This is a genomic window from Citrobacter sp. MGH106 (assembly GCF_001037495.1).
Lineage (GTDB): Bacteria > Pseudomonadota > Gammaproteobacteria > Enterobacterales > Enterobacteriaceae > Citrobacter > Citrobacter murliniae.
Genome location: NZ_KQ089822.1, coordinates 2,336,972 through 2,356,549, shown reverse-complemented (window position 1 = coordinate 2,356,549; position 19,578 = coordinate 2,336,972). Strand labels below are relative to the sequence as shown.

20 protein-coding genes, 2 tRNA genes and 1 pseudogene are annotated in these 19,578 nt (G+C 48.8%); 10 read left to right on the top strand and 13 right to left on the bottom strand.

What is annotated here, in order from left to right:
• The first annotated feature begins 2 nt into the window (after positions 1-2).
• From SK36_RS11155 to arsC, 6 genes are all read left to right on the top strand, one after another.
• Positions 3-2,078, top strand: a complete 2,076-nt coding sequence (locus tag SK36_RS11155; protein WP_048221546.1) for an Ig-like domain-containing protein — start codon at positions 3-5, stop codon at positions 2,076-2,078.
• Between the two features lie 161 nt (positions 2,079-2,239).
• Positions 2,240-2,593, top strand: a complete 354-nt coding sequence (gene arsR, locus SK36_RS11150; protein WP_045449582.1) for an As(III)-sensing metalloregulatory transcriptional repressor ArsR — start codon at positions 2,240-2,242, stop codon at positions 2,591-2,593.
• Positions 2,594-2,640: 47 nt separating this feature from the next.
• A complete protein-coding gene (gene arsD / locus SK36_RS11145) occupies positions 2,641-3,003 on the top strand; it encodes an arsenite efflux transporter metallochaperone ArsD (RefSeq protein ID WP_045442366.1) in 363 nt (120 codons plus the stop codon).
• Positions 3,004-3,020: 17 nt separating this feature from the next.
• The gene (gene arsA / locus SK36_RS11140; protein ID WP_048221545.1) at positions 3,021-4,772 is read left to right on the top strand and encodes an arsenical pump-driving ATPase; all 1,752 of its coding nucleotides are present in this window, start codon (positions 3,021-3,023) and stop codon (positions 4,770-4,772) included.
• A gap of 46 nt (positions 4,773-4,818) precedes the next feature.
• Positions 4,819-6,108, top strand: coding sequence for an arsenic transporter (locus SK36_RS11135; RefSeq protein WP_048221544.1), 1,290 nt, complete (start codon positions 4,819-4,821; stop codon positions 6,106-6,108).
• Between the two features lie 12 nt (positions 6,109-6,120).
• Positions 6,121-6,555: a glutaredoxin-dependent arsenate reductase gene (gene arsC, locus SK36_RS11130; RefSeq protein WP_048221543.1), complete on the top strand. Its 435-nt coding sequence runs from the start codon at positions 6,121-6,123 to the stop codon at positions 6,553-6,555.
• Between the two features lie 166 nt (positions 6,556-6,721).
• Here arsC and SK36_RS11125 read toward each other — a convergent pair.
• The 7 genes from SK36_RS11125 to SK36_RS11095 form a co-directional block, all read right to left on the bottom strand.
• Positions 6,722-6,798, bottom strand: a tRNA-Val gene (locus SK36_RS11125).
• Between the two features lie 12 nt (positions 6,799-6,810).
• Positions 6,811-6,887 (bottom strand) — tRNA-Val (locus SK36_RS11120).
• 177 nt (positions 6,888-7,064) lie between these two features.
• Positions 7,065-7,577 (bottom strand): GNAT family N-acetyltransferase, encoded by a 513-nt coding sequence (locus tag SK36_RS11115; RefSeq protein WP_048221542.1) that lies wholly within the window; start codon positions 7,575-7,577, stop codon positions 7,065-7,067.
• A 139-nt stretch (positions 7,578-7,716) separates the two neighbouring features.
• A complete protein-coding gene (sugE, locus tag SK36_RS11110) occupies positions 7,717-8,034 on the bottom strand; it encodes a quaternary ammonium compound efflux SMR transporter SugE (RefSeq protein WP_048221541.1) in 318 nt (105 codons plus the stop codon).
• A 148-nt stretch (positions 8,035-8,182) separates the two neighbouring features.
• The gene (locus SK36_RS11105; RefSeq protein ID WP_048221540.1) at positions 8,183-8,383 is read right to left on the bottom strand and encodes a hypothetical protein; all 201 of its coding nucleotides are present in this window, start codon (positions 8,381-8,383) and stop codon (positions 8,183-8,185) included.
• A gap of 132 nt (positions 8,384-8,515) precedes the next feature.
• The gene (gene ndhC / locus SK36_RS11100; protein WP_048221539.1) at positions 8,516-8,923 is read right to left on the bottom strand and encodes an NADH-quinone oxidoreductase subunit A; all 408 of its coding nucleotides are present in this window, start codon (positions 8,921-8,923) and stop codon (positions 8,516-8,518) included.
• 900 nt (positions 8,924-9,823) lie between these two features.
• Positions 9,824-10,168, bottom strand: coding sequence for a DUF1294 domain-containing protein (locus SK36_RS11095; protein ID WP_048222706.1), 345 nt, complete (start codon positions 10,166-10,168; stop codon positions 9,824-9,826).
• A 164-nt stretch (positions 10,169-10,332) separates the two neighbouring features.
• Here SK36_RS11095 and SK36_RS11090 point away from each other — a divergent pair, with 164 nt between their 5' ends.
• On the top strand, positions 10,333-10,632 hold the full coding sequence (locus tag SK36_RS11090; protein WP_048221538.1) for a hypothetical protein: 300 nt from the start codon (positions 10,333-10,335) through the stop codon (positions 10,630-10,632).
• A gap of 186 nt (positions 10,633-10,818) precedes the next feature.
• Here SK36_RS11090 and SK36_RS11085 read toward each other — a convergent pair whose 3' ends face one another.
• The 3 genes and pseudogenes from SK36_RS11085 to SK36_RS11070 form a co-directional block, all read right to left on the bottom strand.
• Positions 10,819-11,394 (bottom strand): hypothetical protein, encoded by a 576-nt coding sequence (locus SK36_RS11085; protein ID WP_045442383.1) that lies wholly within the window; start codon positions 11,392-11,394, stop codon positions 10,819-10,821.
• A 360-nt stretch (positions 11,395-11,754) separates the two neighbouring features.
• A pseudogene (locus SK36_RS25050) lies at positions 11,755-13,394 on the bottom strand (methyltransferase domain-containing protein).
• A 7-nt stretch (positions 13,395-13,401) separates the two neighbouring features.
• The gene (locus SK36_RS11070; RefSeq protein ID WP_048221535.1) at positions 13,402-13,659 is read right to left on the bottom strand and encodes a YjhX family toxin; all 258 of its coding nucleotides are present in this window, start codon (positions 13,657-13,659) and stop codon (positions 13,402-13,404) included.
• 546 nt (positions 13,660-14,205) lie between these two features.
• Here SK36_RS11070 and SK36_RS11065 point away from each other — a divergent pair.
• Positions 14,206-14,658: an SgcJ/EcaC family oxidoreductase gene (locus SK36_RS11065; RefSeq protein WP_045442394.1), complete on the top strand. Its 453-nt coding sequence runs from the start codon at positions 14,206-14,208 to the stop codon at positions 14,656-14,658.
• A gap of 731 nt (positions 14,659-15,389) precedes the next feature.
• Here the strand turns inward: SK36_RS11065 and SK36_RS11055 are convergent.
• The gene (locus SK36_RS11055) at positions 15,390-15,773 is read right to left on the bottom strand and encodes a cupin domain-containing protein (RefSeq protein ID WP_048221534.1); all 384 of its coding nucleotides are present in this window, start codon (positions 15,771-15,773) and stop codon (positions 15,390-15,392) included.
• A 223-nt stretch (positions 15,774-15,996) separates the two neighbouring features.
• Between SK36_RS11055 and SK36_RS23660 the strand changes: the two genes are divergently transcribed.
• Positions 15,997-16,188: a hypothetical protein gene (locus tag SK36_RS23660; RefSeq protein ID WP_045442408.1), complete on the top strand. Its 192-nt coding sequence runs from the start codon at positions 15,997-15,999 to the stop codon at positions 16,186-16,188.
• A gap of 68 nt (positions 16,189-16,256) precedes the next feature.
• Complete coding sequence (locus tag SK36_RS11050) at positions 16,257-17,297, top strand: hypothetical protein (RefSeq protein WP_048221533.1); 1,041 nt, start codon at positions 16,257-16,259, stop codon at positions 17,295-17,297.
• A gap of 22 nt (positions 17,298-17,319) precedes the next feature.
• Here the strand turns inward: SK36_RS11050 and fos are convergent, their stop codons facing one another.
• A complete protein-coding gene (fos, locus tag SK36_RS11045) occupies positions 17,320-17,718 on the bottom strand; it encodes a fosfomycin resistance glutathione transferase (protein WP_045442412.1) in 399 nt (132 codons plus the stop codon).
• A 31-nt stretch (positions 17,719-17,749) separates the two neighbouring features.
• On the bottom strand, positions 17,750-19,534 hold the full coding sequence (locus SK36_RS11040; RefSeq protein ID WP_048221532.1) for a diguanylate cyclase: 1,785 nt from the start codon (positions 19,532-19,534) through the stop codon (positions 17,750-17,752).
• Between the last annotated feature and the right edge of the window lie 44 nt (positions 19,535-19,578).

The window sequence follows — 19,578 nt, the reverse complement described above, 5'->3', positions numbered from 1 at the left end:
GTGTGGATACGACTGCCTCGGCAACTATCACCGTTAATACCGTTTCAGGTGACAATATCCTCAGCGCGAAAGATCTCAGTTCCCAGCAGACTGAAATTAGTGGTGTGGTTGGTGGTGACGCCCGGATCGGTGATGACGTGAAAATCATGCTCAATGGTCATCTGACTGTTGGCAAAGTCATCGAACTGCCTGGCATGAACGGACAGCCTGGCTACACGATGAAAGTCGATACGGCAGATTTAAAAGCAGAGCTGACGGCTGAATTAAAAGCCCATCCAACCGACACGCCAACGATTACAGTGACTGTTTCCGGCACAGACGATGCAGGAAATTCCTTTAGCCAGCGTGCCGTCAGAGCGGTGGCTATCGATGATCATGCTGATGTGGAGCTGCATATCAACAAAGTCTCAGATGACAATGTGCTTAATCTGGATGACAGCCAAAAACCGACGACGGAGATCAGCGGCACAGTTACTGGCGATGTGCATGCGGGTAATAACGTGATTGTGCATGTTAACGGCAATGATCTGAACGCGATAATTGAACATGGTCCGAGCGGTGAATTAACCTTTAAAGTACTGGTTAATACCTCTGAACTGCTTCAGAACCCGGAAATTACCTATACGGTCACAGGAGTTGATGCTGTTGGAAATACGGTAACCTTGTGCGAAGCCAATAAACTGATCATTGACCAACATGCGGAAAACAGTATTCACGTTAATACGATTGCGGGCGATGGCAAAGTTAATTTGTCTGAACTGATGTCAGGGAAGACGGCAATTATGGGGAGTGTGCAGGGTGATGTTCATGCTGGTGATACGGTAACGCTCGCCGTTAATGGTCATACTTATACTGGCATTATCGTTGAACATACTGACAAGCATCATAGTTCACTGACCTATGACATCCCCGTTGATAGTAATGTCCTCAACGAAGGTGAAAATAGCGTTACGGTTACCGTTAGCGGTAAGGATGCTGCTGGTAATACGGCAACCTCGACCACAACTCAGACTGTCATACTGGATACGCATGCTGATGCTTCCATCAGCATGGATCCCGTCGCGTCGGATAACATCATCAATGCGGCAGAATCTGGTCATATTTCTGTCAGCGGCGTGGTTGATGGTGATGCAAAGGATGGCGATATTGTCACGCTGTTGGTTAATGGTCACGCTGTTCAAACTAAAGTGGTCACCGTCGGCAATCACCTGGGCTATGACGTTGAAGTGAAGAAAGGGTGGTTGCATGAAGGAGACAATGATTTCACGGTGAGTGTGCGGGCAACAGATGGTGCGGGCAACAAAGTCACACCGGCCTGGCATCAGAACGTGGTGTTGGATACTCATGCTGATGCCACGATCATTGTGAATAAAGTGACGGGTGATAACCGTATCGATTGGCATGAAGCGCGCAACCCGTTCAATCACATTACGGGTTTTATAGACGGGGATGTACACAAAGGCGATCACGTTAGCGCGACGATTAACGGTAAACAATACGATGCAAGATTGCATGAAACTCATGGGCATCTGAGCTATGACATTCCGGTTCAGACCGACAGTCTTCTTAGCGGACACAACGACGTGATTGTTTCGGTGATGGCGCATGATGACCATGGCAATGTGACACGGCAATCACAGCATGTTGATGTGATAGTCGACGCCCCCATTCATCATGGAAAGCAGGAGTTTCATATTGCGGATAAAAACCATCATGCAGCACGGCACGACAGTGGATTAGGCAAGCTGTTTGATGATAATCATGATTCGTTTGCTTTCAATTTTCATCATGGTGAAGCAGGTCAACCCGATGAAAAAGGTCATAGCATCTTTACCGGTAAAGAAAGCGGCGAGCATGGGAAAGTGGATCTTAGCGATCTGGCGCATGAGTTACATGAAATCGCCGACATTACCCTGTTGATGAAAGTTGGCGAAACTCATCATGGGACAATTGCTGCAGCACCTGCAAATCCAGGACATGCCGGTGATACCTCACAGATTCCGTTAAGTGACTCGTATGTTACCTCTACGTATTCGCTGGATCATCTTATAGCCAAACCTGAAAATTACTCGCACTAATGGATCCCCACCGCTGCTGGTACAAGCGGTGGGGGCTTCATTTCAAGATGAATTTTCAGAGAGGGGCTTCTTTGAATATTGAAAACATATTCGATAAAAAGAATATGTTTTTGACTTTTCATCTACGCAGAGAGAAACTTACCCCATGGCAGGAGGTTATTATGTCGCAAATTTCATCCCTACAGTTGTTCAAAAACCTTTCTGACGAGACCCGTCTCGGTATCGTGCTATTACTCCGGGAGATGGGGGAGTTGTGCGTGTGCGATCTCTGTACGGCATTGGATCAGTCGCAGCCTAAGATTTCACGTCATCTGGCGATGTTGCGAGAAAGTGGATTACTGTTGGATCGCAAGCAGGGGAAGTGGGTTCATTACCGCTTATCTCCGCATATTCCTTCGTGGGCGGCGCAGGTTATCGAGCAGGCCTGGTTAAGCCAACAGGACGACGTACAAGCTATCGCCCGTAAGCTGGCATCGGCAAATTGCTCTGGTAACGGCAAAGCTGTTTGTATCTAAAAAATTTTCCTAAACATATATGTTTTTTCGAATGTGAGGTGTTGAAGATGAAAACGTTAACGGTGTTTGATCCGGCTATGTGTTGCAGTACCGGCGTTTGTGGAAGCGATGTCGATCAGGTTTTGGTCGATTTCTCTGCCGATGTGCAATGGCTGAAACAACGCGGGATTCAGGTTGAGCGCTACAACCTCGCGCAACAACCCATGAGTTTTGTACAGAACGCGAAAGCAAAAACATTCCTTGAGGTTTCAGGTGCTGAAGGACTTCCATTGCTATTACTGGATGGAGAAACGGTGATGGCAGGACGTTATCCAAAACGTGCTGAACTGGCTCGCTGGTTTGGCATTCCACTGGAGAAGGTGGGATTAGCACCGACAAGCTGCTGTGGTGGTAAGAGTTCCTGTTGTTGAGTATGTCAGGAGGACGTATGCGTTTCTTACAGAATATCCCGCCTTATCTGTTTTTTACTGGTAAGGGCGGAGTGGGTAAAACCTCCATTTCCTGCGCGACGGCTATCCGTCTGGCTGAGCAGGGCAAGCGAGTTTTGCTGGTTAGCACGGACCCCGCCTCGAATGTTGGTCAGGTATTCGATCAGACTATCGGCAACACCATTCTTCCCGTGAAGTCTGTGCCGGGATTGTCTGCTCTGGAGATCGATCCGCAGGCCGCCGCTCAGCAATACCGGGCCAGGATCGTCGATCCTATTAAAGGGCTTCTGCCTGATGATGTTGTTAACAGCATCAGTGAGCAGCTCTCGGGGGCATGCACGACGGAAATCGCGGCATTTGATGAGTTCACCGGCTTGCTGACTGATGCGGATCTGCTGACCCGCTTTGATCACATTATTTTTGATACCGCGCCGACAGGCCATACTATCCGCCTGCTGCAACTTCCCGGCGCCTGGAGCAGCTTTATTGAAAGTAATCCGGATGGTGCTTCCTGCCTGGGGCCAATGGCCGGGCTGGAAAAACAGCGCGAACAATATACTCATGCTGTTGAGGCGTTGTCCGATCCCGAGCGTACCCGGCTGGTACTGGTCGCACGATTGCAAAGTTCAACATTACGTGAAGTTTCACGTACTCATGAGGAACTCGCCGCGATTGGTCTTAATAACCAGTATCTGGTCATTAATGGCGTATTGCCAGAAACCGAAGCGGTAGGCGACACATTAGCCGCAGCTATATGGCAACGGGAGCAGCAGACTCTGGCAAATCTTCCCGCCGGTTTATCTGGCCTGCCGACAGACACCTTATTTCTTCAACCGGTGAACATGGTTGGCGTATCCGCGCTGAAAAATCTTTTCACTATGCGTGCTGAGGCTGCATCGATACCTGAACAGGTTAATCAGTACCAGCCTGAGAATTTGTCTCTCTCTGAGATGGTCAATGATATCGCCCGCAGTGAGCACGGTCTGGTTATGCTTATGGGGAAAGGTGGCGTCGGTAAAACAACGCTGGCGGCTGCTATAGCCGTCAGGCTTGCGGACATGGGATTTGATGTGCATCTCACGACATCAGATCCTGCCGCACATCTCAGCACAACCCTCAACGGCAGCATCAATAATCTGCAGGTCAGCAGGATCAACCCGCACGATGAAACCGAACGCTATCGCCAGCATGTTCTTGAGACAAAGGGCAGGAGTCTGGATGACGCCGGGAAGCGACTGCTGGAAGAAGATTTACGTTCTCCCTGCACTGAAGAGATTGCGGTATTCCAGGCATTTTCCCGTGTGATCCGCGAAGCAGCAAAGCGGTTTGTTGTCATGGATACGGCTCCTACAGGACATACGCTTTTACTTCTGGACGCTACAGGGGCTTATCACCGCGAGATTGCCCGGAAAATGGGGAATAAAGGACACTTTACAACGCCAATGATGCAGCTTCAGGACCCGGAGCGAACCAAAGTGCTACTGGTCACGTTGCCTGAAACGACTCCGGTGCTGGAGGCCGCAAATTTGCAGGCCGATCTTGAACGGGCGGGGATTCAGCCCTGGGGCTGGATTATCAACAACAGCCTCTCTATTGCAGACACGCGCTCGCCACTGCTGTGTCAACGTGCCCGGCAGGAGATACCGCAGATTGAGGCTGTCAAGCAACAACATGCTACGCGTATAGCACTGGTTCCATTACTTGCATCAGAACCTGGCGGCATCGAAAAACTCAGAGGTCTGGTGGGTTAATTGAAAGTATTTACAGGGCAACTCTGTCGCCCTGTCTGGAGGATTTATGTTACTGGCAGGCGCTATTTTTGTCCTGACCATTGTTTTGGTTATCTGGCAGCCGAAGGGATTAGGGATCGGCTGGAGCGCCACATTCGGCGCTGTACTCGCACTGATTTCTGGCGTTGTACAAATCGGTGATATTCCGGTGGTGTGGAATATCGTCTGGAACGCAACAGCGACATTTATTGCTGTTATTATTATCAGCCTGCTGCTCGATGAGTCCGGTTTTTTCGAATGGGCTGCACTGCACGTTTCTCGTTGGGGCCATGGTCGTGGTCGTTTGCTATTTACGTATATCGTTCTGCTTGGTGCGGCGGTCGCAGCGCTGTTTGCCAATGATGGCGCGGCGCTTATTTTAACGCCTATTGTTATCGCCATGCTGCTGGCTCTGGGGTTCAGTAAAAGCACTACACTGGCATTCGTTATGGCTGCCGGATTTATTGCTGATACGGCCAGTCTGCCGCTTATTGTGTCGAACCTGGTAAATATCGTTTCGGCAGATTTCTTCGGGCTTGGATTCTCGGAATATGCGTCGGTCATGGTGCCAGTGGATATCGCTGCTATTGTTGCCACGCTGCTGATGCTGCATCTGTTCTTCCGCAAGGATATTCCACCCACTTACGATCTGGCCCGGCTGGAGGTCCCTGCAAAGGCGATTAAGGACCCGGCAACATTCAGAACGGGCTGGATAGTTTTGATCCTTCTTCTGATTGGCTTTTTCATTCTTGAGCCGCTTGGTATTCCGGTTAGCGCAATCGCGGCAGTTGGGGCAGCCATCTTGTTTGCTGTTGCTAAACGGGGCCATGCCATTAACACGGGTAAAGTGTTACGCGGCGCACCCTGGCAGATTGTCATTTTCTCGCTGGGAATGTATCTGGTGGTCTATGGTTTGCGTAATGCCGGGCTGACGGAGTCTCTCTCCGGGCTACTGAACGTGCTGGCGGACAGAGGGCTCTGGGCAGCTACCTTGGGTACAGGTTTCCTGACAGCGTTTCTGTCTTCCATTATGAACAATATGCCTACTGTGCTGGTTGGCGCGCTGTCTATTGATGGCAGTACCGCAACAGGGGTGATTAAAGAAGCGATGATTTATGCCAACGTTATTGGTTGCGATCTGGGGCCGAAAATTACACCGATCGGTAGCCTGGCAACGCTGCTCTGGCTGCATGTTCTCTCACAGAAGAATATGACAATCACGTGGGGATATTACTTCCGCACCGGGATTATCATGACTTTGCCTGTGCTGTTTGTCACGCTGGCTGCACTGGCGTTACGCCTCTCTTTTACTTTGTAATGAGATACTGAAATGAGCAATATTACTATCTATCACAATCCGGCATGCGGTACGTCGCGCAACACCCTGGAGATGATCCGTAACAGCGGTACTGAGCCGACCGTTATCCATTACCTTGAAACACCGCCATCGCGTGACGAACTGGTCAAACTCATTGCAGAGATGGGGATTGCGGTACGGGCACTGCTGCGTAGAAACGTTGAACCGTATGAAGTGTTGGGGCTTGATGAAGATCGTTTTACTGATGAACAGCTCATCGAGTTTATGTTGCAGTATCCGATCCTGATTAACCGTCCAATTGTGGTGACACCGCTGGGAACGCGTCTGTGCCGACCGTCGGAGGTCGTGCTGGATATTCTTCCACAGCCACAGAAGGGGGCTTTTACCAAGGAAGACGGTGAGAAGGTTACTGACGCCAGCGGAAGACGACGCATCGACAGTAAGTAAAATTCAATCAATGGAAGGGCTGATCCTGTAGCCCTTTCATCGTTCTCATCTTTTCCGGCAATACAGGGTAGGGGACATTTCCCTGTGCTTAAAACAGGACAACGTATAACCAAGTTTATATGTGTTCTGGTTTGGGAATATTAGGAAATTCAGGGATATAACTGAGTGGTGCGTCCGAATGGACTCGAACCATCGACCCCCACCATGTCAAGGTGGTGCTCTAACCAACTGAGCTACGGACGCACAAATTTGGAATGGTGCGTTCAATTGGACTCGAACCAACGACCCCCACCATGTCAAGGTGGTGCTCTAACCAACTGAGCTATGAACGCAATGTTGTAGGTGACAACGGGGACGAATATTAGCGGCAGAGGCCGAATGAGGCAAGAGGGAAATGCTATTTTTCTTCATGTTTTCACGCGATTGCAGAGTAATTAAGCAAGTTGATTATATTTTGTTGAGTTTGCAGCGTGTTTTTCGTTCATCCCAACCGGTAATAGGGCACAAGTCTACAGAGATATTCCCATGATCTTAAGAATGCTCCGCTGCGAAGCTGTTTCGAAAACGATCGCTTTAATAAACTGCATGCCCTGTTTGTCGTAGAATTTGCGAGCGCGTTCGTTCTGTTCAAGAACTTCCAGCCATAAAAAATCTTTTCCATTACTCCGGGCAAGCTCTTTAATTCTTTCGAACATTAACTGACCGTAGCGTTTACTTGTCTCAGCAGGACAAAGGTAGAGCTTGTTAAGCAGCACGCCTGAAAGCTCCGTCTCAGGTATTGTGCTTTGCCATGTCAATTTCGCAAAACCAATTGGGCGGTCGGTTTCGGCCACATACCAACTGACACTACGGTCTCTCAGGCTCTTTTCAAGCGTGGACAGAGAGTATTCACTTACTAAAAAATCGTTCATCTCCGCTTCAGACACCCACATATGCTGAAAGTGAGCACGATAGATGCGAAACCCCATCTCATTGAGCAACACCGAATCGGCCAGCGTGGCCTGGCGTATTTGTAATGTCATGGAACGGAACCTGTCTCAGTGGAAAGGTTTAAAGATATCTGATTGTGAGAGAAATATCTCTTCCCGGCCTGCCGGTATGCGGTATTCGCCTTGATCACTTTGCCTGAAGGCGTTGTTGTCTGACCGGCAGGCGCAGGGTTTATTTGGTGGCGAGTTTGAGGAGCACTACACCGGAAATGATGAGCCCGACAGCGAGCAGACGAGTAAAGTTAACAGCTTCCCCAAATAGGGTAATTCCGACGAAAAACGCACCTACTGCACCGATGCCGACCCAAATAGTGTAAGCCGTTCCCAGAGGCAAGGATTTCATGGAATAGGCCAGGAGACCAAAACTGAGGAGCATAAACAACAGGGTAAGAACACTGGGTATGAGACGTGTAAACCCGTGCGATTCTTTCATTGCTGATGCCCATACCACTTCAAAAATACCTGCCAGAAACAGAGATAACCAGGCCATTGTAATATCCTTACATACGGGTCGTCCCATTGAGATTAATAAGCGGCAGGTCGTCCTGCATAGAGTCCGGAATGCCCGGCATCGCTATTTATCAATACACGAAGTGAGTTGCGTTCCCGCTCCGTGATGCACATACCTTCAGGATGTGTTAATTCATATCGGTTTTTAAAACGATCCACCTGAAGAAATGGCCCGCGAGATATCCCAGACAACCCATTCCCAGGGAAAGCGTTACGTTTACCCACGGCATCACACTGGTGGGGAAGACGGATATCTGTGCAAGCAGTTGGCTGATGACAAATCCAGAAAGAAAACCAGCCAAAGTTAATAACCACACGAGTTTACGCATAATAACACCTTATAGTTCTGTGAAGGGGCGTCCCTTTATTTAACTGAACACGACGGGTCGTCCCGGCGCTAAATATCCGGTACCGTGTTACCGGCCCTGCATTCTCATTTTGCATATAGTGGTTTTTAGTGCTTACACCTCTTTCTGACGCTTATTTTTCTGCCCCTGACCGCCATTCAGAACACCCATCCGTGATTCGTAAATGAGCCCGACGAGGAGGATCAACACAAATATGCTTGCCGCAATAAAACCGCTCCAGCCTGCTTCCCTCACCGCTATGGCATAAGCAAACAGGAACAACGCTTCAGCTTCAAAAATAATAAAAAGGAGTGCGACCAAATAAAATTTTACAGACAGTTTCAAACGGGCACTGCCTACTGGCAATACCCCGGATTCGAAAGGTTCATGTTTACTATGTCCGCTGGATCGTCCGCCCATAAAACGGGCTAGCAGAAGTAGTAATGCACCAAGGCCGATCGCTCCGATTATAAATATCGCCAGTGACCAGTGATGGGAGAGATTAGCGATATCCGGGCTCATTCAGATGTCCTCAGTGGGTCATTTGAATGGTATCCCGACGGGCAGGCCTGATATGGCTGGTATTCTGGCAGGGAGCAGGAACCAAAAGCATCTGAGGCGTGTAATATAAGTAATGGAGTTACTGAACTGCAGAGACATGAACGGTCCATAAAATCTTCCTACAGAAGAATGGGCCGTCCCGGTTGATGGATCGTACCTGAGGTCGTCCTCAGGTAGATATAATGTCAAATTTCAAATCACTATAGCACCACTTTTTTTGCTGCCCAGTATTTATCGCAATAAATACCGCATTATTCACCGCAAAATGGTAGGTAAACATGGATATATACATTAAATAATTCAAGTTGCAGGAAGCCAACACACCTGCAACTTGACGTATGACGAGTATAGCTATTTCTTAAATACCGTGACCATTAGGCCGGTAATTATTTATTTTATTGGTTTAAATATTAGTAACCAGCGGCCTTGTTAGCGGCTTTTATGCGATTGCTTCTGGTGTCTTTTTCGTGTTGGTCTTTAGCTTGCATTATGCCACCTGCAGCATCAACCCAATCACTTGCGGTACAACTGGATAATCCCACAGTTAACATAAGGGCAAATACATACTTCATTTTAGCTCCATCATCTTATTATTTGTATAAATAACGTCCATGTAATACGCAAAGTATTTGACGTTGATTTTTTGACTTTAACAAAAAGTCACATTATGGGCAAGGTACGGAATTTCACTGTATAACACTTAATCTATAATCCAATTAATTTAAGGGCAGGGTGGATAATAGATCTGATTCCAAAAATAGCCACCCTCCCGGACATCATCCTGTAACTATAAGATGTGAATGATCAGAACGACAAAGTCCGTGATGGAAATTGACCGGATAGTGCGCACATAGCTGACGCTCAGGAAAGTGAAAACGGATAGAACTGATAAACCGCCGCCATTGCTGAGACACTCAATATCACGCTGATGATGAAGTATGTTTTGAATGGCTGTTTTTGTGTTTTATGGCGGAAGAGTTGCTGCCCAATAATCGCGCCAGCCCACCCACCTACAACGCCAAACACCAGCAAAGTGAATTCTGGCACTCTGCGCCAGGCCTTACGTGCTGCTATTTTGTCCACGCCGTAAATTACCAGCGTCAGTATGTTGGCGAGCAGGAACCACATGACTAAAGGAGACGACGTAAAAAAGCTTCCGATCGCCGCGACGATCAGTAGGAAATAACAACAGCGATTGAGAGTCATATCATTAGCCACGGCAATTTTCAGAGTTTATCGCAGCGCATTATACGCAATCATCGCCATACCGATAGTTCCTGCTGTTTCCCACGAGGCGCTGGTAAACGTGGCGATACATTTTTACACTAATGCTCTGACACTGTAGGTAACCTCTTGCGCAAGGATACATTTTGAAAAGAAAGCTTCGTCAGCGCAATCAGCGCTGGCTATCCATTCAACTGCGACGTGCGAAAAATGAGGGACTGCCATTTAGCTTTTTTATTCATTTCCCTTCCATGCGGGCTGCAACATGCAATGGGGAGCGGCTCAAGCGGCGTGGTCTCATTAGGCCAGACTGGCACCGGGCACTGTTTCATCAGGGATGGGGAGAAGTGCCGATGGTAGGTCCTGGCGGTGATATTTACTGGTTTATAGGTTTCGATAAAGAGCAAGTTCCCATTGAGTTTCAGTCAGTGCGGCGGGACGAGTAGCTTCTCTTGATTCTCTTCTCACGAGCCAATCTTCTGCTTTTTAGCAGACTCATTAAGTCAGCTCGAATAATTTATACTGCGGGCGTGAAATAAGCTTCCATCCCAGCCATTGTTGGATTATCTCCGCGTAATGCCCGATAGATTTTATCGACGTCCGCTCCTGACATTTTGCTGCCATGAGATTGCTTATGCTGCGCGGGCCAGAACCCAGGCCCAATCGGAACTGCAGAGAATGCGATAGAAGGGCTTCACGCGGCATTTTACAAATTCAAGAATGTCTGCTTCGCTCATCGCTGAGGCCTTAGAAGGATATTCAGGTCCCCAATCATCATAGAGTTCGTCGTATATGCTGTAAAACTTCCAGCAGATGTTGCTAAAGATACGGGAGCTCGGAGATAAGTGAAACGCTGGGATTTGATGCAGCCGTAACTCTACTTCTTTGGAAGTACCGGCATTCATTAGAAACCAGGCTTTGATCCTTAGCCACGTAATAGCACTCGCGCTGATGCTGGGTATAACTATGTTTTTTTCAAGCATATATGCATGAAGGTAGCGCTCAATTTCATCTGAATCAGGATGTTTATCTAAATTGAGGGAGGCTAAAATTAATAATGATTCAGAACTATTGCCGGAGAGTAGTTCTCTTTCTGCCCACTCAATGATCATTTTGTCGTAATCATCGACGCGATAAGCTTCGAAAGCTTCACCAACCGTTTTCAAACAAAGAATTTCGTGTAGGTCATGTTTGTATTTATTTTCCATAACATCATTTAATCCATGTTGTTAAGAGGGGTAAAAGTATGCTTTCGTTGAGATGATCCGGTACAAAATGAGCGTACTTTATTGTCACCCTAATGTCTGTATGTTCAAGTGTAGTGGTCGCCAAAATTAGGCCTCGGCATGAGAGATTTCTAGAACTACTAAAATCTGCTATTGGTACGAAGCGAACAAGTTACCTGAGCTGAAGGTCCGCAGTGAGCAAATAGCAGATGTTAGTGTTGACTGTGGGTTAGCATACCAACGCCATCTTAAATGACTCTGAGGTGTCTGCTAAACCAGGGCGATTCACTTGCCTGCGTCAACTGGTATAGCTTTTCAGCTATACCAGTGTCCTCCTTCAAATTAACGTGGCATTAATGCAAACACGCCCCAACCCAAATACTCTCTCGTCCATCTAACATGGCGTATGGGAGCTATCGTCAGTTCTGCCCGAACGTCTTTCGCAAAGTCATCGTCTGGGTTTTCTTCCAGCCACCGGCGCATGGTCATCCACTTCGCGGCTTCATACCTGTCCCAACCATCCTGGTCCGCCAGCACCATTTCTACTACGTCATAGCCTTGTTCATCAAAAGACGATACCAGTTCGGGAAGAGGGAGAAAATCAGCCATGGACGAGACGCCACAGGCTTCGGCGATCTCCTCCGTGGCTGGGACATGACGCCAGTACGGTTCCCCGATGAGAATAATTCCTCCAGGCCTGAGGCTCTTTGCCAGCAATTTAATCGTCCCGACGACGCCACCTGCAATCCAGGTGGCACCGATGCAGGCCGCTATGTCACATTTTGTATCAACAACGTAACCGGCCGCGTCGTTATGAATAAAATGGACTCGTTCGCTGACGCCGAGTTCATCTGCACGTCGTTTTGCCTGCGCGGTGAAGAGGGGACTCATGTCAATGCCGACGCCGGTAATACCATAATCGCGCGCCCAGGTGCAGAGCATCTCACCCGAACCGCTGCCGAGATCGAGAATACTCGTACCCGGCTTCATACGTAACATGTGGCCCAGTGTGGCATACTTTTCTGGTGTGAACGGGTTATGAATGCGGTGTTCACTTTCGCTAATGGTAAAAATACGTGGGATATCCATTAGTTAATTCCTTTTATCGATGGCGTATTCAGCGGGTTTTGTTCACAGGGGTTAGCTTTTTCAGCCAGCAGAGCAAATAGCTTGCCAGCAAACGTCTCGCTGACCGGCCACTCTGCACTGTCCGGGCACTGTTTTATGCTAAGGCCCGCGTTAGCGAGCAGGCTGGTATATTCATCACCATGCCAGGCCTTCATTTGACTGCCGAACCGGGTAGCTCGACCATTCGCCTCTATTGCCCAGAACCGTGTTGAACTGATTTGCGCCTCTTCATCCCAACTGTTTTCGGTCAACAACAGATGAGGAACAGCAAGGAACAAGCCCTGTGGACAACGCTGCCAGTTCGCAGGCGCCATACCCTGACGTTTAACCTCATCGTAGGTATGAACCTCAATGAGCATCCTGCCACCTGGTACCAGCCATCGCCCACAGTTGCTGATGAGGTAGCAAGTGTCTGATGCGCTGAATACGTTCAGTTCCCCAAAGGTCATCATGATGAAATCGAACGGATCATCCGGGCTGTATGTTCGGATATCCTGTTGGATGTATTCAATATTCAGACCGGAGATTTGCGCCTGCTGGCATGCCCATTGGATGGATGCCGGTGAAAAGTCCACTCCTGTGCAGCTAAAACCGCGCTCCGCTAACAGGCGGGTATAAAAACCAGGGCCGCAGCCGAGATCAAGAATGCGTGCCCCATCAGGTAACTGGCGGGCAATCCACGCTATCTGTTGTTCAATTACGGTCAGTCTGCGGCTTGCCCAGTCATGTTCCTGCGACAAATGATTTTCCAGCATACGCTGGCTAAAAGCGGGTTCGTCCCAGGGGATTTTGTCTTCATCCGGTGACAGCTGTATGTGACCCGCGGTAAAAATAATGCTATCGATATCCATCATCCTCTCCTTAACGGTTATCGGACTGGGCGCGAACATTGTTCAGCCCGGTGGTATTAATGCGGTAGGGCTGACCATTGACGGATTTAATCAGTTTTTTTGTTTTGAGTTTTTTGAAGACGGCAAGCGTACAGTCTGCGAGCAAAAGTCCTTCGCGACTGTAGCATTCAACAGAGGTAACGCGGCCTGACGAATCACGGACGTGCGCAATACGCCCACCTTTGGCGAGAATGTGTAAGGTACGTTGTTCCTGACGGGATAAATTCATACTGGAAAACCTGTTTAATCATCATGTGCAAAACGTGCAAACACACAGCGGTGTCCGCATACAATTTCGGCGCATTGATAATCAGTCCGGCCTGAAAAGGTCGGGAAGCTGATTATCGGATGATTACATTCTCCAGCATCAAAGCCTCGGATTGAGTTGATAGGTATTTACGGCGTGAATGATAACACCTGGTTTTTGTAAGTGAATAACCAGGTCTGAAAAGTGTGATCCCGAAGGGAGCCTGTAGTTCATTCAAGCCAGTGGAGTGTATGAACCTGCTGAATATGTTCAAACGCGCGGGCGCTCAGAAAGCGTGCAATTGCTGAACTATAATAATGAAGGTAGTTAAACCACGCTATACAAGCGATGTTAACCAGAAATCTCTAAATATTTCATTGTATTAAATACCTTTCCCCTTCATGGGAACGTTATCTATCTCTCTCCGTGTCTGCTGATGATTTCCACTGGAATGGCATGCAGTTTGATTTTCAACCTGGTTATCAATGACGTTTTCATTGTCGTATAACCGCTAATGGAATGATTAGTATGAATAAATTACCAGGTCTTGCAGTTTCACTTACTATTCTGACAGCTCCCGTTTTTGCTGCACCAGCTCCCGACTGTGTGAAGGTGAATGAAGCTCAAATCGAAGCCCTGTTTGATAAGTGGAACGAGTCGCTGAAAACGGGCGACGCGAAGACAGTTTCTGAAAACTATCTTAGTGATGCGGTATTGTTACCTACAGTATCCAATAAAGCCCGTTTAACGGATGCTGAACGCATTGATTATTTTGAACATTTTCTTGCGAAGAAACCGACCGGGAAAATCGACACTCGTACCATTCGTCTTGGCTGTAATAAGGCGATAGACACCGGAACTTATACATTTACCTTCGCGGATAAGTCCACAGTTTCAGCGCGTTACACTTTCACCTATGCCTGGGATGGTAAAGAGTGGAAAATTTCTACGCACCATTCTTCGGCTATGCCTGAGGGGTAAAAGACGGAGCAGGGGACGGGAATTGACCGTTCCCTGCAGTGAAACTGATATCCAGGTGATGCACCTGGTTTCCGGGAGCTATAGGGATTGAGTGATGAGAGTTATTGGGGATCGTGCAGAAATTTGTTACGGTTTCAGAGTTGCGAGAAAAACTAATCAGCGATTACCTTACATTCGCTCATCAATCTATTGGAAAATTAAGCGATGGACAACCTGGCCGACTATGTAAATGCAATTAAAAATGGGAAAAATGTCATTTGCATTGAAGAGCTCTGGAATCGAGATGATTTGGCGGAAGTAGAGATCTCCCATATGACCTGGCATCATGATTCAGGGGTCGTTATCAGTTGTATTTGCGAAAATGAGTTGGTTCAACCGCTATCAGACATATGCCCGGAATGCTGTATCAAATGGGGGATTGTTGATGCGGCGGGTCGGGATATCAGACCGCGGGAGAAAACTTTTCGCAGTAAATGCCAGGAGTCGTACTGGCTAAAAATGAATCGCTAAAATTCGCAACCCGTATCAACAACATGTGCGGTATTTTGCGAGTATGGCGGATGGCGGTAATAACCGTGCTGCGGTGAAAATAATCAACTCTATAACACCGCGGCTTTCACTGGCTCAGAAAGGACCATCCGGGGGTTAAACAACGTGCCTGGCTATTGCTGAGTACAGGCTGCATCATTCAACACCCGCTGGTGATACAAAATTCCTCCGTGTCTTTTACGTTATGGCGAGTCGTTACAGGCGATGTCTTTATGCCTGGCCCAGTCCACCATTCCCTGGAAATCAACGATGACTACAGATTCATCCCCAACCACCCAGGCATCGTGACCCGGGGGGATGCGTGACAAGTTACCGGGCAGACAATCGAATTCACTACCATCATCCATCTTCACCCGTAGCACCCCGGCAACGTGATACTGAAAGTGAGGGGCTTCACAACTCTTCGTACCTGCGATGGGTTGAACGGATGTTGCCCAACGCCAGCCTGGTTCCAGTACTGCACGACCGACGATCGCTCCTCCTATATTGAGAAGCTCCAGTCGTCCATGTGGAAATTCGCGAATTTCGTCTGGAATACCGAATGACTTCACTTCTGCTTTGTCCATTGCGCACCTCCTTAGATTGAATACGCGCATGGTCGCACTTAAATTATATCTGCTTTGGTTGTTTTTTGTTCTATTTCTCGAGGGGACAACGTGGTGACGGGATGGTAAATGATTCCTGTCGGGGGCTGGTTTTGACCGTGGTGTTAGTAATGCCAGCGCAGATAGTAGTAAAATATTGCCCTGGTGCTGCTACTGCACGGATTCACTAAACAAGGTTAACTCGATGAAAAACAAACATGCGCTCTCTCTGATGTGTTATCAGATGCTGGAATCTGGCGCGTCTCGCCGTACAGTGAAAAGAGCGCTCACATCCCATCGTGTAAAAGGTCGCCAGGCAGTAGTACTGCTCTGCAAGCAAGAGATGGCGCTGTTGAGATCCGGGAAGATAGCAATACAAAGCACGACAGCCCGGTGAGCCGCCGGTAACTCGTCGGCAGGGTGAACGCCTTAAAATAATTCGCATAATTATCAGGGAAGAAGACCATGACGGAGTATTGGTGGCAGGATCTTTGTGATCGCGATAATAACTGGCAAGGCCTGGAGTTTACCCTCAAGAAGAGTCATAAAGCCGGGCCGGTGATGGATATGCTAAGTGGCCGCTACGGTCGGATGGCGTTGCAGATCTCTGGAGAGACATTATTCTGGGCTTCAATGCTGGAAGATCATTCTGGTGTCTGGGTGGTGTTTAATTCGGAACATTCAGGCCCGCAGGCGTTATTACCTTGCGTTACGTCTGAAGATATTGAACGGATCAAAAGCAAAGGGAAAAGGGCATGGACGAGTGAATGGTGTCGTTATTTTTCTCGTCAATTAATGAATGCGCCAGCGCCACTACTGTCACCTCGACGTTGGTTACTCAGTCCAATGGAGTTGACCCGACGTTCATCGCCATACTCATTACAACAGTCACTTCCTGTTAAAAACTGGCGTTTTGACTCTCCTGAAAGTAGCGGTAATTTTGGCTGTCGCTGGACGCTTTACGGTGAAGATTTTCCCGATCTTGTCCAGCCGGAAAAAGTCAGACTAGTCGACTGGTGGTGGGGAAACCATCTGCTACTTGGGCGTTACCCCGTAAGCCCGGATGCCGGCAGGGTTAAATGGTGGCGTAAAAAATCTCGCGAGGGAACATTGCCTCCAGTGCTGGTCTGGTATATCGGCGGGCTGGGAGCGTTTGTGATCCTTGATGGTCATTACCGTTTGCAGGCTGCAGTTAAAGAGGAAATTGCGCCGTCTTTCTTAGTGTTGAGTGAACTAAATGAAAGAGAGTTCCCCTCAGATCCTGTTCACCAGCAACGAATTATGCGGGCGCTGGAAAAGCAACAGCTCAATAATCCTGAACATCGAATTGCAGCGATAAACCAGACGCTGATAAATCTCTACGATACAGGCTATTTTTATACATCAACGCATAGCCGCGCTGTTCTTGGTGAGGGGATACGATGGGCTCAGGAGGTTGATGGCTTTTTGCAAAAATATCACCTGGAAGCCTTCCGGGAAAAGATATTTAAACGGACAAACACATAGATGGATTGGCGCACGAGTTGCATCAGAAAAACTCCATTTTTTCATAAGGATGTGCTTTGCACTCGTTGAGCCGACTCTCTAAACTACCAATATGTACTTCCAGCTTGTGTCCATCCGGATCCAGAAAGTAAATGGATTGGCCTTCGCTCTTGTTCGACTTCCATTCGACAATGCCGGATGACCGCAGTTTCTCAACGAAAGGGGCAAATTTATCGGATTGGATGCTGAATGCGTAGTGGGTATAGTCCAACTGAGGTTTAACGACATCGGCGGAAAGGCATAACCATAGCTCTCCCAGTGAAAGATAGGCCCCGCGACTCCACCTGGCCTGAGGGACAAAACCAAGCTCGTTCACGTAAAAATCAAAACTTCTTGCTACATCACTAACAGCAAGAGTGAGATGGTTTAGTCCTGTCAGCATGTTAAACCCTCATTTCAGGATGGAGAATATTTCAGCCTGCTTCCAGCATACCAAAGCTCACAATACGCGAACGACCCAACTCTTTTGCGCGATAGAGCGCCACGTCTGCGGCACGTAGCAGGTTGTCGCTTTGCGCGTGTTGCGGGTAACTGGCAACGCCGATAGAGACATCAACATGGCCAATATCCGACACGCCAAAACGCAGTGACAGTTCGCGTACGCCGTTGTAAATATCCGTCGCGAGTCGGTTCGCGGCCTCTTCACCCATGCTGGTCAGCAGGACCAGGAACTCTTCGCCGCCGTAACGAAAGGCCATTCCATTGTCGTGTACAACGCGCTGAATAATGGCTGCGACGCTTTTGATGACGCCGTCACCCGCTTCGTGACCAAAACGGTCATTTATGTTTTTGAAGTGATCGATATCGATCATCAGGCAACTGAGTGGCTCCTGATTGCGTATTGCCTGGCTCATCTGGGTTCGCAGGGTATCTTCCAGATGATGACGGTTGCGCAGACCGGTCAGGGGATCATAGAGCGCCTTTTCCAGCAATGCGTCGCGTAGACGCTGGTTGGCTAAGGCCAGGCCGAGTGCCTCCGCCATCAGTTCCAGATAGGCTCGGGAAGGTGCGCTTTCCTCGCTTAGATTCTGGAATGAGAGCAGACCAATCGCTTCGCCCTGGGCAATCAGCGGCACACACAGCGAGTGATTTTGGCACGATTCCGGCAGATGGTAGCAGGCGATATCCGGCTCACCGTGTACCGGTGGATGGCTCTGCCCACGACGAACTGCCCAGCATTCATCCGGGTGGAAAGCATCCGCTTTGCCCTCAGATGAAAGCCATTCAGCGACACAGCGCATCTGCCAGGGATCCCGATCAAGGATGTAGAGTCGACCAGCAATCCCGGGCGCAATGTTTGGTGCAAAAAGCTCCGCTACGTTGATCACATCCGCAAAATTCTCGCAACCTTGTAAACGCTGCGTCATACGTGCCAATAATTCGCGTATCGCCCAGTCTGCATCACGCTCTTTCTCCAGTCGCTGTCGCACCAGACCGTTCTCGCGAAAAATTCGGATTGCCTGCGCCATATCTCCGATCTCATCAATCTGGTTGAAATTGGGCGTTTCAACGGCGTAATCCTGTGAAGCCAGTCGGTGAACAACGTCACTGAGGCGCACGACGGGGCGTAGCACGCGGCGTTTTAGAATAAATCCGAGGACAAACAAAAATAACAGCGCCGTCAGTCCAACCATCACTTCTGACAGCGTGCGCAGGGTGCGGGATGCCTGAGTAGCTTCCTGAATCGTGTCGCGAACACGATTGTCGAGTATCTGCCGAAAATGGTCTATCCGATCCTGCGCTCGCTCCAGTTCCTGTTCATAGGCTTTACTGGAGAGCAGGGCGATGGCTTGCTGATCTTCTCCGCGCGCCACGCTGGAAAACGCCATCGCTTGCTCTTCCTGCAATGTATCAACGATTTGTAGCCCTTCATGCAATAGCGCCAATTCTTCGCCCGTTGCCCCGGCGTCTTTCAGGTTCGCCAGCCGGTGCTCAATCTCTTTTAGCGACGTTTCCTTCTGGCGATAGGTGTCCAGGGTGTCAGGGTTTTTAGTGACAGCGTACAAACGGGCCAAATCAGACAGCGACCAGGCGTCGGTTTCCACCTCCCCGGTCAGTTTGTCGAATACATACCGCTGCTCTACCGCCTGGCGTTCGGTATTATCTGCGTTGGACGCCATCAGCATGACGACGCCGGAGACAATGGTCAGACATACCGTCGCGCTATAGGCCCAGTTAGTTATTGTGGCGATTCGCACCTGTGAGTTCCTTTTGCGACGATTAATGAATAAGCATGATTGAA